Annotated in this window: 7 protein-coding genes; 1 reads left to right on the top strand and 6 read right to left on the bottom strand. The window is 72.5% G+C overall.

Annotated elements, in window-relative coordinates; all coding sequences use genetic code 11:
• Positions 1-8 precede the first annotated feature (8 nt).
• The 4 genes from ACFTWF_RS02355 to ACFTWF_RS02340 form a co-directional block, all read right to left on the bottom strand.
• The gene (locus tag ACFTWF_RS02355) at positions 9-10,604 is read right to left on the bottom strand and encodes an SDR family NAD(P)-dependent oxidoreductase (protein ID WP_378459654.1); all 10,596 of its coding nucleotides are present in this window, start codon (positions 10,602-10,604) and stop codon (positions 9-11) included.
• Positions 10,605-10,741: 137 nt separating this feature from the next.
• On the bottom strand, positions 10,742-11,941 hold the full coding sequence (locus ACFTWF_RS02350) for an SPFH domain-containing protein (protein ID WP_378459653.1): 1,200 nt from the start codon (positions 11,939-11,941) through the stop codon (positions 10,742-10,744).
• Positions 11,942-12,373 carry an NfeD family protein gene (locus ACFTWF_RS02345; RefSeq protein ID WP_378459652.1) on the bottom strand — a complete coding sequence of 144 codons (432 nt, stop codon included), beginning with the start codon at positions 12,371-12,373 and terminating at the stop codon, positions 11,942-11,944.
• A gap of 8 nt (positions 12,374-12,381) precedes the next feature.
• Positions 12,382-13,221, bottom strand: a complete 840-nt coding sequence (locus ACFTWF_RS02340) for a DUF3097 domain-containing protein (protein WP_378459651.1) — start codon at positions 13,219-13,221, stop codon at positions 12,382-12,384.
• Positions 13,222-13,288: 67 nt separating this feature from the next.
• Between ACFTWF_RS02340 and ACFTWF_RS02335 the strand changes: the two genes are divergently transcribed.
• Positions 13,289-14,098: a hypothetical protein gene (locus tag ACFTWF_RS02335; protein ID WP_185729509.1), complete on the top strand. Its 810-nt coding sequence runs from the start codon at positions 13,289-13,291 to the stop codon at positions 14,096-14,098.
• On the opposite strand, the gene ACFTWF_RS02330 is transcribed toward ACFTWF_RS02335, so the two are convergent.
• Together ACFTWF_RS02330 and inhA are read right to left on the bottom strand one after the other, a co-directional pair.
• Complete coding sequence (locus tag ACFTWF_RS02330; RefSeq protein ID WP_378459650.1) at positions 14,064-15,173, bottom strand: ferrochelatase; 1,110 nt, start codon at positions 15,171-15,173, stop codon at positions 14,064-14,066. The genes ACFTWF_RS02335 and ACFTWF_RS02330 overlap by 35 nt on opposite strands.
• 74 nt (positions 15,174-15,247) lie before the next feature.
• Positions 15,248-16,045, bottom strand: a complete 798-nt coding sequence (gene inhA / locus ACFTWF_RS02325) for an NADH-dependent enoyl-ACP reductase InhA (RefSeq protein ID WP_005241845.1) — start codon at positions 16,043-16,045, stop codon at positions 15,248-15,250.
• Positions 16,046-16,084 lie beyond the last annotated feature (39 nt).

Genomic DNA, 16,084 nt, shown 5'->3' with positions numbered 1-16,084 from the left:
CGGCCGGTTCACAGACCGCGGTCGATCAGGTCCAGGATCTCCTCGCTCGTGGCGGCGTGAATCTTGTCGACCGCGTCGCCGCGGGCGGCACCGTCGCCGGCGCCGACCTCGGCCAGCAGGGTCTCCAGCCGCTGCGCGATCGCCGACCGGGCCGCGCTGTCGTCGCCGAGCTCGGCGACGATCGCGCGCAGCCGGTCGACGTCGGCGAACGCCACCGACACCGGATCCGGGACGAGTTCGGCCCGCAGGAACTCGGCGACCGCCCGCGGGCTCGGGTGATCGAACACCATGGTCGGCGGCAACCGCAGCCCGGTGGCGGCGCCGAGCTGGTTGCGGAGCGCCACCGCCGCCAGCGAATCGAATCCGAGCTCCTTGAACGCCTGGTCGGCGTCGACCGCGTCGGACGCGTCGTGGCCGAGTACCGCGGCGGCGCCGGCCCGCACCAGGTCGAGCATCAGGTGCCGCTGTTCGGGAATCGACCGGTCGGCAAGGCGCTGCGCCCAGCCCGACGACCCGGTCCCGGTCGATCCGGTCGCGGCCGGGTCCGCTCCCGCGGCGCGGGGGCGCGTTTCCCGGATCAGACCGCGCAGCGGCGCGGGAACGTACGGTCCGGCGAGACCGGTGTGGTCGAACCGCGCCGCGACCACGGTGGGGACGCCGGTGGTCAGCGCGCGGTCGAAGAGCGCCAGGCCGTCGTCGGCGGACATCGGCACCATTCCGCTGCGCCGCGTCCGGGCCAGGTCGACGGCCCCGAGGTTGTCGGTCATGGCGCTCGGCGGTGCCCACATGCCCCACGCGATCGACAGTGCGGGGAGGCCGCGGGCGTGGCGGTGGTGCGCGAGGGCGTCGAGGAACCTGTTCGCGGCCGCGTAGTTCGCCTGCCCGGGCGCCCCGAGGAGGCCGGCGAGCGACGAGAACAGGACGAAGGCCCGCAGGTCGTCGCTGTGCGCGGTCAGCCGGTGCAGGTGCCATGCCGCGTCGACCTTGGGACGCAGCACGGCGTCGAACCGTTCGGGGGTGAGTGAGACCAGGGTGGCGTCGTCGATCACGCCGGCCGCGTGGATCACCGCCGTCAACGGGTGCTCCGGCGGTATCCCGGCCAGCAGCGCGGCCACGGCCGACTCGTCGGCGGTGTCGCAGGGGGCGATGGTCACCTCGGCGCCCAGATCGCTCAGTGCGCGGCGCAGATCGTCCGCTCCCTCGGCGTCCGGTCCACGCCGGCTGGTCAGCAGCAGGTGCCGGGCGCCGTGTTCGGTGACCAGGCGGCGAGCCACCAGCGACCCCACCGTGCCCGTGCCGCCGGTGACCAGGACGGTGCCGTGCGGATCCAACGCCACCGCCACCGCGTCGTCACGGTCGCGCATCCGCCGCAATCGGGGCGCCAGCAGGTCCCCGTTCCGGACCGCCACCTGCGGTTCCCCGCTCGCCACCGCCGCCGCGACGACGGCCTCGGTGTCGGACGCGTCGTCGAGATCGATCAGCACGATCCGGCCCGGGTTCTCGTTCTGCGCGGAACCGACCAGACCCCACACGGCGGCGGCCGCGAGGTCGGCGTGATCGCCGGGGCCGTCGTCGGCGGTCATCGCGTTCCGGGTCACGACCACCAGCGTGCTGTCGGCGACGGTGTCGTCGTCCAGCCACTCCTGCAGCAGTCGCAGGATCCGAGCGCACAGTGCGTGCGTCGCGTCCGGTCCCTGCTCCCCCGCGGCGGCGCAGTCGACCAGCACCGTCCACGGGTGCCGGTCGTCCTCGTCCTCGGAGTCCCGGGCCGCGCGCAGCGCCGCCAGGTCGGGGTGGTGCGGAAAGGCGGCGCCGAGACCGGTGTCCTCGGCGCCGAGGACGACCATCGGTCCGGGGATCGGCCCGGGCGGGGCCGCCTCGACCCGGATCCAGGCGGTCCGGTGCAGGGGCGGCGCCGCCCGCCGGTCGTCGCCGTCCCCGGCCGGCGGACTCGACTCGACCCGCACCGCGTCGACGGTCAGCACCGGTGCCCCGGCGGGGTCGACGGCCACGACGCGATAGCGGCCGTCGTCGCCGGCGGTGAACCGGACCACGGCCGCGTCCGCACCCACCGTGTGCAGGCGGATTCCCGACCACGCGGCCGGCCAGCCGTCCCACCCGAGGATCGGCTCGAGCGCCGCCTGCAGCAGCGCCGGATGGATGCCGAATCCGGCCGTGTCGGTGCCGTCGTCGAGACCCACCTCGGCGTCGGCGTCGACCGGCCCCGTCGCCGGTGCCCCGGCGACGACGTCGTCGACAGTCGCCGACGCGTTCCGCACCCAGGTGTCCGCGCCGTCCGTCTCCCCCGCGCTCGACGAGACGGTGACGGTGCGGCCGCCGCCCGGACCGGTCGGCGACACGAGCACCCGGATCAGCGCGTGCCCGGACGACGGGAGGGTCAGCGGCCGGTGCAGGGTGAGTGCGTCGACGTGGTCGAGACCGACGTGATGGGCCGCGTGCAGGACGAGTTCGACCAGCACCGCCGGCGACACCTGCTGCGGGGTGCCGGGCGACGGCGGTTCGTCGTCCGGGGACGCGGGTCGCAGCAGCCACGGATCCCGGTGCAGCGACAGCTGTCCGGTGAACATCACCGCGTCGTCGTCGAGGGTCATCGCGGCGCCGAGCAGCGGATGATCGGCCGGGCTCAGCCCCAGTTCGGCCGGATCGCCGGTGTGCCGTGTCGCCGTCGTCGGCCAGTAGGAGCGCCGCTGGAACGCGTAGGTGGGCAACGCGATGCGGCGCCGGCCGGGCAGCACCCGGTCCCAGTCGATCGGGACGCCCTGCACGTAGGCGGCGGCGACGGCCTCGGCGAGGTCGTGCACCTCGTCGCCGCGTCCGGGCAACGTGGCGATGGTGTTCGGCACGACCTCGGCGGCCAGCGCGGCCAGGGCCGCGCCGGGACCGATTTCGACGCAGCGGGTGACACCGAGTTCGTCGAGCGCGCGCACCCCGTCGTAAAAGCGCACCGGTTGCCGGAGGTGCCGGGTCCAGTAGTCCGCGGACACGAGTTCCTCGGCGGTGGCGACGCTCCCTGTGACGTTGGAGACGACCGGTATCCGCGGCGGCTGCGCGGTGAGTCTCGACACGACGGTGCCGAACTGGTCGAGGATGGGTTCCATCAGGGCGGAATGGAACGCCCGCTTGACCCGCAGGGTGGTGGTCGTGAGGCCGGCGGCGGACAGTTCGGAGGCGACGGCGAGCACATCGCGTTCGCTGCCCGCGAGGACCACCGACTCGGCGCCGTTGACCGCGGCGAGGTCGACCCGCCCGTCGATCCGGGCCAGGACGTCCGCGGCGCCCGCCCGCACGGCGATCATCCGTCCCGGTTTCGTCGACTGCATCAGCCGACCGCGGTCCCCGACCAGGGCGGCGGCGTCGGGCAGGCTGAACACCCCGGCGACGTGGGCGGCGGTGATCTCCCCGATCGAATGACCGATCAGGTAGTCGGGGGCGATGCCCCAGTCCCGCAGCAACCGGCAGAGCGCGACCTCGACGGCGAACAGCGCCGGCTGGGTATACTCGGTGCTGTCGAGTTTGTCGCCACCACCCTCGGTGTCGTCCCAGATCACTTGCCGCACCGGGGTTTCCACATGCTCGTCGAGTGCGGCACACACCTCGTCGAGGGCGTGGGCGAACACCGGGTAGGCCTCGGCGAGACGGCGGCCCATCCCGATCCGCTGCGACCCCTGACCGGTGAACATGAAGGCGGTCTTGCCGCGGATGCTGGTTCCGGTGACGACGTTGCCGCCCGCTGCGCCCTCGGTGATGCGGGCCAGGCCGTCGCGGAGGTCGGCCAGGGTGTCACCGACCACCGCCGCGCGGTGCGGGAAACCGGAGCGGGTGGTGGCCAGCGAGTACGCGAGGTCCGCCGGGTCCGGGGGGTCCGCGGCGTTCTCGTCGAGGAACCCGGCGAGGCGGGCGGCCTGCGCACGCAGCGCGTCCGCGGTCTTGCCGGCGAGCACCCAGACCAGTGGGGTCGCCGACGGCGGTGTGGCCGCCGGGGCCGCGACGTCGGGTGGCTGCTCGAGGATCATGTGCGCGTTCGTGCCGCTGATCCCGAACGACGACACCCCGGCGCGCCGCGGCCGTCCGGTCTCCGGCCACGCCACCGGTTCCGCGAGGAGGGAGACCTCGCCCGCGGTCCAGTCGACGTGCCGGGTCGGGGCGTCGCCGTGCAGGCTCGGCGGCAGCACCCCGTGCCGCATCGCCATCACCATCTTGATCACCCCGGCCACCCCCGCCGCCGCCTGCGAGTGGCCGATGTTCGACTTCACCGAACCCAGCCACAGCGGCCGCCCGTCCCGTTCCTGACCGTAGGCGGCGAGCAGCGCCTGCGCCTCGATCGGGTCGCCCAGTGTCGTGCCGGTGCCGTGCGCCTCCACCACGTCGATGTCGACGGGCCCGAGGCCCGCGTTGGCCAGGGCCTGGCGGATCACCCGCTCCTGGGACGGCCCGTTCGGGGCGGTGATGCCGTTGGATGCACCGTCCTGGTTGATCGCCGACCCGCGGATGATCGCCAGCACCCGGTGGCCGTTGCGGCGGGCGTCGCCGAGCCGTTCCAGCACCACCATTCCCGCACCCTCACTGAGTCCGGTGCCGTCGGCGCGGTCGGAGAACGGTTTGCAGCGGCCGTCCGCGGCGAGCCCGCGCTGGCGACTGAACTCGATCAGCACACCGGGGGTGGCCATCACCGTCGCCCCGCCGGCCAGCGCGAGCGTGCACTCCCCGTCGCGCAGCGCCCGCGCCGCGAGATGCATCGCCACCAGCGACGACGAGCAGGCCGTGTCGACGGTGACGGCGGGACCGGTGAAGCCCAGCGAGTACGCGATCCGGCCGGACGCCACGCTGTTGCTGGTCCCGGTCATCAGATAGCCCTCGGCGTCCACGTTCCGCTGACCCATCAGGTGGAATCCGTAGTCGCCGCCCATCAACCCCACGTACACGCCGGTGTCGGTGAGATTCGGGCCGTCCGGCCGGATCCCCGCCTGCTCCAACGCTTCCCACGCACTCTCCAGCAGCAGCCGATGCTGCGGGTCCATCGCGACCGCCTCGCGCGGGCTGATGCCGAAGAATCCGGCGTCGAATTCGTCGGCGTCGTAGAGGAATCCACCCTCGCTCATGTACGTCGTGCCGCTCCGGTCCGGGTCGGGGTCGTACACTTCGTCGAGGTTCCAGCCCCGGTTGTCCGGGTACGCGCCCACCGCGTTGCGGCCGTCGCGGACCAGCCGCCACAGGTCGTCCGGGCAGTACACCCGGCCCGGGTACCGGCAGGCCATCCCGACGATCGCGATCGGCTCGTCGTCTCGCCGGGCACCGGCCGCCTCGGGGGTCTGCGGCGCTGCGCCGGTCCCGAGCAGCCGGGCCACCAGCTCCCGGGTGAGCGCGTCCGCGGTGGGATAGTCGAAGATCACCGTCGCCGCCAGCCTGACGCCGGTGGCGGTGGCCAGCTGATTGCGCAGCTGGACGGCGGTCAGCGAATCGAACCCGAGTTGCTTGAACGCGCGTTCGGGGTCGATCGCGTCCTTGCCGTCGTGGCCGAGGACCGCGGCCACGTGCGTGGTGACGATGTCCAGCACCCGGCTGTGCCGCTCACCGGGATCCAGCGCCCGCAGCTCGTCGGCCAGGCCGGTCGGCGCCTCGGCGGCCGCGGCGCGGCGACGCCGGATCCCGAGGACGCGGCGCAGGATCGGCGACAGCGACTCGCCGTCCGACCGCGACGCGGGCATCGACAGGCGAACCGGCACGACCAGCGGACGGTCCGCGGTCAGTGCGGCGTCGAACAGGGCCAGTCCCGCGTCGGGGCTGATGGTGTCGATGCCGGTGCGGCGCAAGCGGTCCAGGTCGGCGGCGTCGAGGTGGGACGTCATCCCGCTGGGCCGGTCCCACAATCCCCAGGCCATCGAGATCGCCGGCAGCCCCCGCACGCGACGGTGCTGAGCGAGCGCGTCGAGGAACACGTTCGCCGCCGCGTAGTTCGCCTGGCCGGCGCCGCCCAGCACCCCGGCCGCGGACGAGAACAGCACGAACGCCGACAGGTCACGGTCGCGGGTCAGTTCGTGCAGATTCCAGGCGCCGTCCACCTTGGGACGCAGCACCGCGTGCAGCTGGTCCTCGCCGAGGGTGGCGGCGGTGGCATCGTCGAGTACTCCGGCGGCGTGGATCACCCCGGACAGGTCGGGAATGCCGGCGAGCAGAGCCGCCACGGCGTCGGCGTCGGCCACGTCGCAGGCGGTCACGCCGACCTCGGCCCCCGCGTCGGTGAGCTCGGTGCGCAGGTCGGCGAGACTGTCCGGTGCGCCCGGATGCCGGCCGATCAACACCAGCCGGCGCACGCCGTACCGCGACACCAGGTGGCGGGCGATCATTCGGCCGATGGTCCCGGTGCCGCCGGTGATCAGGACGGTGCCCTCCGGGCCGAACGGCTCCGGACCGGCGTCGGGTGCGGTGTCGGCGGCCGGGACCCGGGCGAGCATCGGCGCGAGCAGGGCGCCCTCCCGGATCGCCAGCTGAGGTTCGTTGCACGCCAACGCCGCGGCCAGCAACGCCGGACTGCCGAGGTCACCGGCCGCCCCGTCCAGATCGACCAGGGTGATGCGATCCGGGTGCTCGTTCTGCACCGCACCGATGAATCCCCACACCGGTGCCGCGGACAGTTCGTCGACCGGTTCGTCGTCGCGGATCGTCATGGCGAGCCGCGTCGTCACCAGCAGCCGGGTGTCGGCGAGACGGTCGTCCCGGAGCCAGGAGCGGACCGCCTGCAACGTCGCTTCCGCGGCGGCGTGCGCCCGGCTCGGCACGTCCGGTTCGTCGCCCGGTTCCCCCGACCACCACAGGACGCGTCCGGTGGGGTCGCCGCCGGCGAGCGCCTCCGCCAGCGGCATCAGGTCCGCGGTCGCCGTGGTGGAGGAACCGATGGGCATCCACTCCACCCGGTAGAGGTCGTCGCCGACCGCGCGGGTACCCGCGAGCGGCCCGGTGTCGCCGAGCGACCGCAACGCCAGCGACTCCGCCGTGAGCACCGGATTACCCGCCCCGTCGTACGCGGCGACCCGGTACCGCTCGGGCCCGGTCGTCGTGATGTGCACGCGCAGCGCGGTGGCGCCGACGGCGTGCAGTTGCACGTTCGACCAGGCGAACGGCAGCCGGATGTCGCGGGCGCCGGTCTCGGCGGTGCCGAGCGCGAACGTGTGCAGCGCCGCGTCGAGGACCGCCGGATGGATCCCGTATCCCGTGACCGCCGCCGCCGGGTCCTCCCCGCCCAGGCGCACCTCGCCGTACAGTTCGTCGCCGCGGCGCCACGCGGCCCGCAGACCCCGGAACGCGGGACCGTACCCGTAGCCGGCCTCGTCCAGCAGCCCGTACAGGCCCCGGACCTCGATCGGGGTGGCGTCGGCGGGCGGCCACTGCGGTCCGGGAGAGTCCCCGGTGTCCGCGGCCGCGGTGAGCGTGCCCGTCGCGTGCCGGGTCCACGGTGCTTCGCTCGGGGCCTCGGCCGGCCGCGAGTGCACCGCCACCGTGGACCGGCCGGCGTCACCGTCGGCGAGCACGCTCACCTGGACGGCGACGTCGCCCTCGGCGGGGATCACCAGCGGTGTCTCGATGGCCAGTTCCTCGACCCGGCCGCACCCGACGCGGTTCCCGGCGTGCAACGCGAGCTCCACGAATGCCGTGCCGGGCAGGATCACCGTGCCACCGACCGCGTGATCCCTCAGCCACGGAAGACGTTGCGGCGACAGCACACCCGTGAACACCGCACCCCGGCCGTCGCCGAGTTCGACCGCCGCGGCGAGCATCGGGTGCCCGCCGGTCTCCATGCCCGCCGACGCGACATCACCCTGCGGGGCGGGACCGTCCAGCCAGTAGCGGCGGTGCTGAAACGCGTACGTGGGCAGATCCACCCACTGCTGCCGATCGTCGCGTCGCGCCCCCCGCACCCGGTCCCAGTCGATGCGCACGCCGTGCACCTGCGCCTCGGCGAGCGCCGCCGTGAACTGCCGCAATCCCGCCCGGTCACGCCGCAGGGTGCCGATGGCGCGGCCGGCGACTCCCGCCGCGTCGAGGGTCTCCTGCAACGGCACGGTCAGCACCGGATGGCTACACGATTCGACGAACAACCGGTACCCGTCCGCGGCGAGTGCGCGCGTCGCCTGCTCGAATCGGACAGGGCGGCGCAGATTCCGGTACCAGTAGTCCGCGTCGAGTGCGGTGCCGTCCACCGCACCCCCGGTCACCGCCGAGTAGAACGGAATCCGCGACCGCCGCGGGCTAATCGAGGACAGGGCGTCGAGGATCGGCTCCCGCAGAACCGACACGTCCGCGCAGTGGGAGGCGTACTCCACGGCGATCCGCCGGGCCTGGACGCCGTCTTCCTGCCATCGCGCCACCAGCGTGTCGAGAGCGTCGACGGGGCCGGACACCACCGTCGCGGACGGCCCGTTCATCACCGCCACCTCGACGGCGCCCGCCCACGGCTGAATCCGGTCGCGCACCGTGTCCGCCGGCAGCGCCACCGACGCCATCCCGCCGCCGCGCCGGGCCGACGCCGCGATCACCTTGCTGCGCGCCGCGACGACGAGCGCCGCGTCGGGCAGACTCAGCGCGCCGGCGACGTACGCGGCGGCGATCTCACCCTGCGAATGTCCGACCACCGCCGCCGGTTCGACGCCGTGCGCGCGCCACAGGTGCGCGAGACCGACCATCACGGCGAACAGCGCCGGTTGCACCACGTCGACCCGGTCCAGCGAGGCCGGATCGCGGTCGCGGAGCACGTCGAGCAGCGAGAACTGCGTGTACGGGGCCAGCGCGTCGGCGCACTCGAGCACACTGTCGGTGAACACCGGCGACGATGCGAGAAGTTCGGTGGCCATGCCCACCCACTGCGCCCCCTGGCCGGGGAAGACGAACACCGGACGGTCCCCGGCTTCCAGGGCCACGCCGGTGACGACGTCGGGGCCGGGCAAACCCCGGCTCAGTGCGTCGAGGCCGGCCAGCAACCCCGGTAGGTCCGCGCCGACGACGGCACCGCGGTGGTCGAAGGCCGCACGGGTCCGCAGCAGCGCCCCGGCCACGTCGGACGGCGACAGGTCGGGGTGGCCGGCGACGTGGTCGCGGAGCCTCTCGGCCTGGGTGCGCAGTGCGCGCTCGGTGTGACCCGACACGCACCAGGCCACGACTTCGCCTGCGGGAGAATCCGATTCACCCGACACCGGCGGCGCGTCGGGTCCCTGTTCCAGCACGACGTGGGCGTTGGTGCCGCTGATACCGAACGACGAGACCGCCGCCCGGCGCGGCCGGTCCCCCACCGGCCAGTCCCGGTTCTCGGTGAGCAGGGACACCGACCCGGCCGACCAGTCGACGTGCGGGGTCGGGCGGTCGACGTGCAGTGTCTTCGGCAGGACGCCGGACCGCATCGCCATGATCATCTTGATCACCCCGGCGACGCCGGCGGCGGCCTGGGTGTGCCCCAGATTCGATTTCACCGAGCCGAGCCACAGCGGCCGGTCGGCGGGACGGTCACGACCGTACCCGGCGAGCAGGGCGGACGCCTCGATCGGATCACCCAGGGTGGTGCCGGTTCCGTGCGCCTCGACCGCGTCGACGTCGGCCGGACCGAGTCCGGCGGAGGCCAGCGCCTGCCGGATCACCCGCTCCTGGGCCTGCTTGTTCGGCGCGGTCAGCCCGTTGCTGGCGCCGTCCTGGTTGACCGCACTGCCGCGGATGACGGCGAGAATCCGGCGACCGTTGCGTTCGGCGTCGGACAGCCGTTCCAACGCGACCATCCCGGCGCCCTCGCCCCACGCCGTACCGTCCGCGGCGGCGGAGAACGCCTTGCACCGCCCGTCCCGGGCCAGTCCGCGCTGGCGGCTGAACTCGACGAACACCGCGGGGGTCGCCATGACCGTCGCCCCGCCTGCCAGCGCCAGCGCGCACTCGCCGCTGCGCAGTGCCTGCATCGCGAGGTGAATGGACACCAGCGACGACGAGCACGCGGTATCGACCGTGATCGCGGGACCGCAGAGCCCGAAGCTGTACGCCACCCGGCCGGAGGCGACGCTCATGGCGTTGCCGGTGATGAAGTACCCCTCGAGGTCCTCGGGCGGCGTCCCGCCGGCCCGCGCCGCGTAGTCGATGCCGGACAGCCCGGTGAACACCCCGACCTGGCTGCCGTGCACCGACCGCGGGTCGATGCCGGCGTGTTCGAACGTCTCCCAGCTCGTCTCGAGCAGCAACCGCTGCTGCGGGTCCATCGCCAGCGCCTCGCGCGGCGAGATGCCGAAGACCTCCGGGTCGAATCCCGCCGGGTCGTCGAGGAAGCTGCCCTGGACGGTGTACGTCTTCCCCGCCTGCTCGGCCTTGGGGTCGTAGAGTTCCGCCAGGCCCCAGCCCCGGTCGTCGGGGAACCCGGCGACCGTGTCGGACCCCGATTCGACCAGCCGCCACAGATCCTGCGGCGACCGCACCCCGCCGGGGTACCGGCAGCCCATCCCGATGACGGCGATCGGTTCGCGGCTCACCCCCTCGACCTCGCGAAGTTTCTCCCGCGCCTGATAGAGCTCGGCGGTGACCCGCTTCAGATAATCGAGGAGCTTCGCCTGATCGGCCATCCGAGATCAGCTCCAATCCGAGAGCCCCCCGTGCCGTCGCGGGAACCTCGATTGTATCCGCCCTCACCACCCGGATGTAGCGGTCTGCTGTTGACGTCCTCTCGGCCGTCAACGACCGAGATTCCCTCTACCTCGCGTCACCCCCGGGGTGGAACCGGCGGCGGAAGTTGCCCCGGCGCCCCGCCCGGATACAGCGGGGCGTGCTCGTCGGCGGCACCGGGCTTCGTCAGCGGGCCCGGACCGTCGACGGGTTGACGGGCCTCGACCTCCGCCGCCCGCACCGCCTGCGCGATGGCCGGGTCGGACTTGGTCTCGAACCAGTCGGCGACCTCTTCCGAGTCGTCCTCGGGTTTCGGCAGGTCCTCCTCCGTCGTCGACGGTTCGTACCGGAAGACACCGTCCTGACCCTGCGCGCCGAGGGTCTTCGCGAAGCCCTTGAGGGCGTCCCCGAAGTCGCTGGGCACCAGCCACACCTTGTTGGCGTCGCCCTGCGCCATCTGCGGCAACGTCTGCAGATACTGGTAGGCGAGGAGTTCGGGGGTCGGCTTGCCGGATTTGATTGCGGCGAACACCTTTTCGATGGCCTTCGCCTGGCCTTGCGCCTGCAGGTACTTGGCGGCCCGGTCGCCCTGCGCCCGCAGGATCCGGGACTGCCGCTCGCCTTCCGCGGTGAGGATCGACGCCTGCTTGGCGCCCTCGGCGGCGAGGATGCGGCTCTGCTTGTCGCCCTCCGCCGTCTTGATGGCCGACTCCCGGTGGCCCTCGGCGGTGAGGATGGTGGCCCGCTTCTCGCGGTCCGCCTTCATCTGCTTCTCCATCGACTCCTGGATCGACGGCGGCGGATCGATGCTCTTGAGTTCGACGCGGGCGACGCGCAGACCCCACCGGCCGGTGGCCTCGTCCAGCACGCCGCGCAGCTGCCCGTTGATCGAGTCGCGCGACGTGAGCGTCTCCTCCAGCGTCATGCCGCCGACGACGTTGCGCAGCGTGGTGGTGGTCAACTGCTCGACGCCGACGATGTAGTTGCTGATCTCGTACACGGCGGCCTGCGGGTTGGTGACCTGGAAGTACACGACGGTGTCGATGTTCAGGGTCAGGTTGTCCTGGGTGATCACCGGCTGCGGCGGGAACGACACCACCCGTTCCCGCAGATCCACCTTCGCGCGGATGCGGTCCGCGAACGGGATGAGGAACGTCAGCTGGCCCGACACGGTCCGCGAGTACCGGCCGAGCCGTTCGATCACCGCGGCCTCGGCCTGCGGCACCAGGGCCACGGATTTGGCCACCACCAGGGCAACGAACAACACGAGCACGATCAATACGATGAGTGCTGCCATCTACGGTCCCCTCCATACGACGGCGGTCGCGCCGTCAATTTGCATTACCGTCACGGTCGTTCCCGGTGGATATACCTCGGTGCTGTCGAGCGGGCGGGCCGTCCAGACGTCGCCGCCGAGCTTGATCTGCCCCGCATGCTCCGCGACCTCCTCGAGCACCAGGGCCTGCTTGCCGGTGAGCGCCGCGATGCCCGTCGGGGTCGGCGGCGGTGTCGCGAACTTACGCAACAACACCGGACGCACCCCCAGCACGAGGGCCAGGGACAGCACGCCGAAGAACACCGCGTCGACCCACACCGGGAAGTCGGTGACCGCGGTGACCCCGGCGGTGGCCAGTGCGCCGCCGGCGAGCATGAGGAGGAAGAAGTCCCCCGTCAGTGCCTCCGCGGCGGCGAGCAGCACCCCCGCCACCAGCCAAATCAATGCAGCCACAACACCATCTAACCAGAATCTCCGGAACCGACGGTGACGAAGTCGACCAGCTGTTCGACCGCTCCGATCAGCGGCGCCTCGAGATCGCGGAACGTGTTCACCGCCGAATAGACCCGACGCCACCCGTCCCGGGGTGTCCCCCACCCCAATTCGCGGCACACCCCGGTCTTCCAGTCCTCGCCGCGCGGAATCCTCGGCCACGCCGCGATCCCCACCGCCGACGGGCGGACCGCCTCCCACACGTCGATGAACGGGTGCCCGGTGACGAGCACGTTCGGGCCGAGGCCCTGCGTCAGCTGCGTTTCCTTGGACCCGGTGACGAGATGGTCGACGAGCACACCGACGCGCCGTCCGGGCCCGGGGCGGAACTCCGCGAGCCGCTCCCCGAGGTTGTCGAGACCCTCGAGGTGTTCGACGACGACGCCCTCGACCCGCAGGTCGTGCCCCCACACCCGTTCGACGAGGGCGGCGTCGTGCACGCCCTCCACCCAGATCCGGCTCGCCAGCGCGGTCCGGGCGCGCAGCCCCTCCACCTTCGTCGACCCCGACGCCGACCGGGTGGCCGCCGGACCGGCGGGCTTGACCGCGGGACGCACCAGGGTGACCGGTTTCCCGTCGATCAGGAACGCCGCCTCCCGCATCGCGAACAACCGGGTGCGCCGCGCGCCGTCCTCGAGCCGCACGAAGTCACCGTCGTAGGTGCGCTCGAACCCCACCACCGCGCCGCAGAAACCGGTGCCCGCGTCCTCGACCACGAGATCCCGCTCGGCCGGGACGGTGGGTGTCACCGGCTTGCGCGCCCGGGGGTGGCCGGAAAAGATGTCGCCGTATCTGTCGCCTCCGCTCACGGGCGCTGACGCTATGCCAGCGGCGCCGTTACGCACACGCCGCCACGCCGACATATGCTCGTTTATCGTGACTTCACCCAGCGCCACTCTCACCGTGTGGGCCAGTTCCTGGCTCGCCGGGCACAGTGCACCCGACGACGTCATCGACGCCCTCCACGCGTGGGCGCCGATGCATCTCGCGTGCGCGGAGGATCAGGTGACGGCCGGGCGCACCGGGCTGCCGTGGCCCGACCCGCAGGATGCCGGGGTGACGGCGCTGCTCCAGACCATCCGCCGGTCCGTGTCGCAACCGGAGACCGAGATCCGGCTGGTCCTCCCCGGGCCGGGGGACGTGCAGGGGCTGCCCGCCGGAACCGAGTTCGCGTCCGCCGCGATCGGCGCAGGCGAGGGGGTCCTCGTGGGGCCGCCCGGCCGGCCCGGGACGGGACTCGTTCCGCACGTCGAGGGTCCCGACGTCTTGCGGTGGACGGTGTCGTCGATCGAGCGGCTCCCCCTCGACGCCCACCACACCGGGCTGGGTGAGGCCGAGTTCACGATGCGGCAGGCGGTGCGGGACGCGGCGGCGGCGCTCGAGGCCCTCCACATGCTCGACTCCGGGTTCGGCGCCGACCCGCGGGCACTGATCGCGGATGCGTTGGCGCAGTCCGCCCTTCACCGGTATCCGGCAACGATCGCACCGCGCGCGCTGCGGATCCTGGACTCGGCCGATCAGGTGGCCGCCATCCTCACCGTCGCCGAGCAGATGGCTCCCGCCCGCACCGTGTCCGCGTCGGGCGCGGCGACGCTGGAGGACCTGCTGCGGCCGTTGCGTTCGGCGGTGCGCTCGGCACGCACCGCCGCCGTCAACGCGAGTGCGCGGGACGGCCTGACGGCCTGACCACGGCCCGGCAGCAGTCGATCGCACACGACTGTCCGTCCGCGGTCGACCCGAGCAGCGGCTCGGAACCCAGCCGTTCGGCGGGCCGCCCGTCCACGTGTTCGCCGACGAGTGCGAGAACGAGTGCGGCGAACCGTCGGTCGGTGCCGGGGGTGCCGGCGCGCACGAAGTCGATGCCCAGCTCGGCCGCCTTGTCCCGCGCCTCGGTGTCGAGATCCCACACCACCTCGAGGTGGTCGGACACGAACCCGATCGGGCACGCGACGACGGCGCCCACCCCGCTGCCGGCGAGGGCACCGAGATGATCGCAGATGTCCGGTTCGAGCCACGGCACCTGGGGTGGCCCGGACCGGGACTGCCACACCAGATCGAAGTCGTCGAACCCGGCGGCGCGGGCGGCGAGGCGGGCCGCCTCGGCCACCTGCCGACTGTAGAGACGGCCGCCGTCGGCGGGCGGTCCCGCGTTGACGTCGGCGGCGACCGGCACCGAATGCGCGGTGAACACCAGGCGCGCGTCGTCCCTGCCCGCGGCCGGGAGCTGGGCCACGGCCGCGCGAATGGCGTCGGCGAACGCCCCGATCAGCAGCGGGTGGTCGTAGTACTGCCGCACCTTCAGCAGGTGGGGTGCACCGTCCCCGACGGCGGCCCGGGCCCGGGCGATGTCCTCGTGGTACTGCCGGCACCCCGAGTACCCGCCCCACGCCGAGGTGGGGAAGACGAGGGCCGATCGGACGCCGTCCCCGGCCATCCGCGCGACCGTGTCCTCGACCATCGGATGCCAGTTCCGGTTACCGAAGTAGACGGGCAGATCTATTCCGGCGCTTGCCAATTCGGATTCGACCCGGCCGATGATGTCGCGGTTGAGAGCGTTGATCGGCGACACGCCACCGAAGTGCAGGTAGTGCTCGGCGACCGCGTCCAGCCGTTCCGGCGGCACCCCCCTGCCGCGGGTGACGTTCTCCAGGAACGGGCGCACGTCCTCGGGCTTCTCCGGACCCCCGAACGACAACACGAGAAGGGCGTCGAACCGGGAATCGGAACCGTCCGTCGAATTCACAGCGATCATGATTCCCATCTTCCGTGGTGCCGTTCGGGGCGCACTCCCCGGGTAGTGCCCTAGCCGAACAGGTCCCTTGAACCGGCAGTGCCCTAGCCGGCCATCGCGTGGGCGCCGCCGTCGACGTAGATGATCGACGCGGTGGTGCCGGGTAGCCAGTCGGACAGCACGGTGCACACGGTCTTCGCGACCGGCTCCGGGTCGTCGACGTTCCAGCCGATGGGTGCGCGCTCGTCCCACGCGGTGTTGAGTTCGTTCATCTGCTTGGCGTCGTCGGTGGCGGTCCCGGCGATGGCCTTGGCGGCGAGGGTCTTGATCGGACCGGCGGCGACCAGGTTGGAGCGGATCCCGCGCTCACCGACCTCCTTGGCCACGTACCGGTTCACCGATTCGAGGGTGGCCTTCGCGACGCCCATCCAGTTGTAGAACGGCACCGCGCGCGCGGGGTCGAAGTCCATGCCGACGATCGACGCATTGTCGTTGAGCACCGGCAGCAGCGCCTTCGACAGGGACGCGTACGAGTACGCGGACACCTCGAAGGCCACACCGACGTCGGACCACGGCGCGTCGAAGAACGGGCTGCCCAGGCAGGACCGCGGCGCGAACGCAATGGAGTGCACGACGCCGTCGACACCCTCGGGCGCGATCTCCCGGATGCGGTCGGCGAGGCTCGCGAGGTGCTCGGGGTTCTGCACGTCCAGTTCGAGCGCCGGCGGCACCGGCTGCGGAAGGCGCTGCGCGATGCGGTCGATCAGCCGGAGCCGGTCGAAGCCGGTGATGATCACCTTGGCGCCCTGTTCCTGTGCGACCTTGGCGACGTGGAACGCGATGGACGCGTCCGTGATGATGCCGGTGACGAGAATGGTCTTACCTTCGAGCAATCCGCCCATGAGGTGTCCTCCTGTGAAGAAAAAGTCCGGGAAGTGAGT

It is taken from the genome of Rhodococcus sp. NPDC056960, assembly GCF_042674125.1.
Classification (GTDB): Bacteria; Actinomycetota; Actinomycetes; order Mycobacteriales; family Mycobacteriaceae; genus Rhodococcus_F.
The sequence above is the reverse complement of the archived record's forward strand: the minus strand, read 5'-3'. Positions and strand labels throughout refer to the sequence as shown.

Coding starts and splice junctions, on each gene's coding strand:
- ACFTWF_RS02355 (WP_378459654.1), bottom strand. CDS start 10,604: ATGGCCGATCAGGCGAAGCTCCTCGATTATCTGAAGCGGGTCACCGCC.
- ACFTWF_RS02350 (WP_378459653.1), bottom strand. CDS start 11,941: ATGGCAGCACTCATCGTATTGATCGTGCTCGTGTTGTTCGTTGCCCTG.
- ACFTWF_RS02330 (WP_378459650.1), bottom strand. CDS start 15,173: ATGGGAATCATGATCGCTGTGAATTCGACGGACGGTTCCGATTCCCGG.
- inhA (WP_005241845.1), bottom strand. CDS start 16,045: ATGGGCGGATTGCTCGAAGGTAAGACCATTCTCGTCACCGGCATCATC.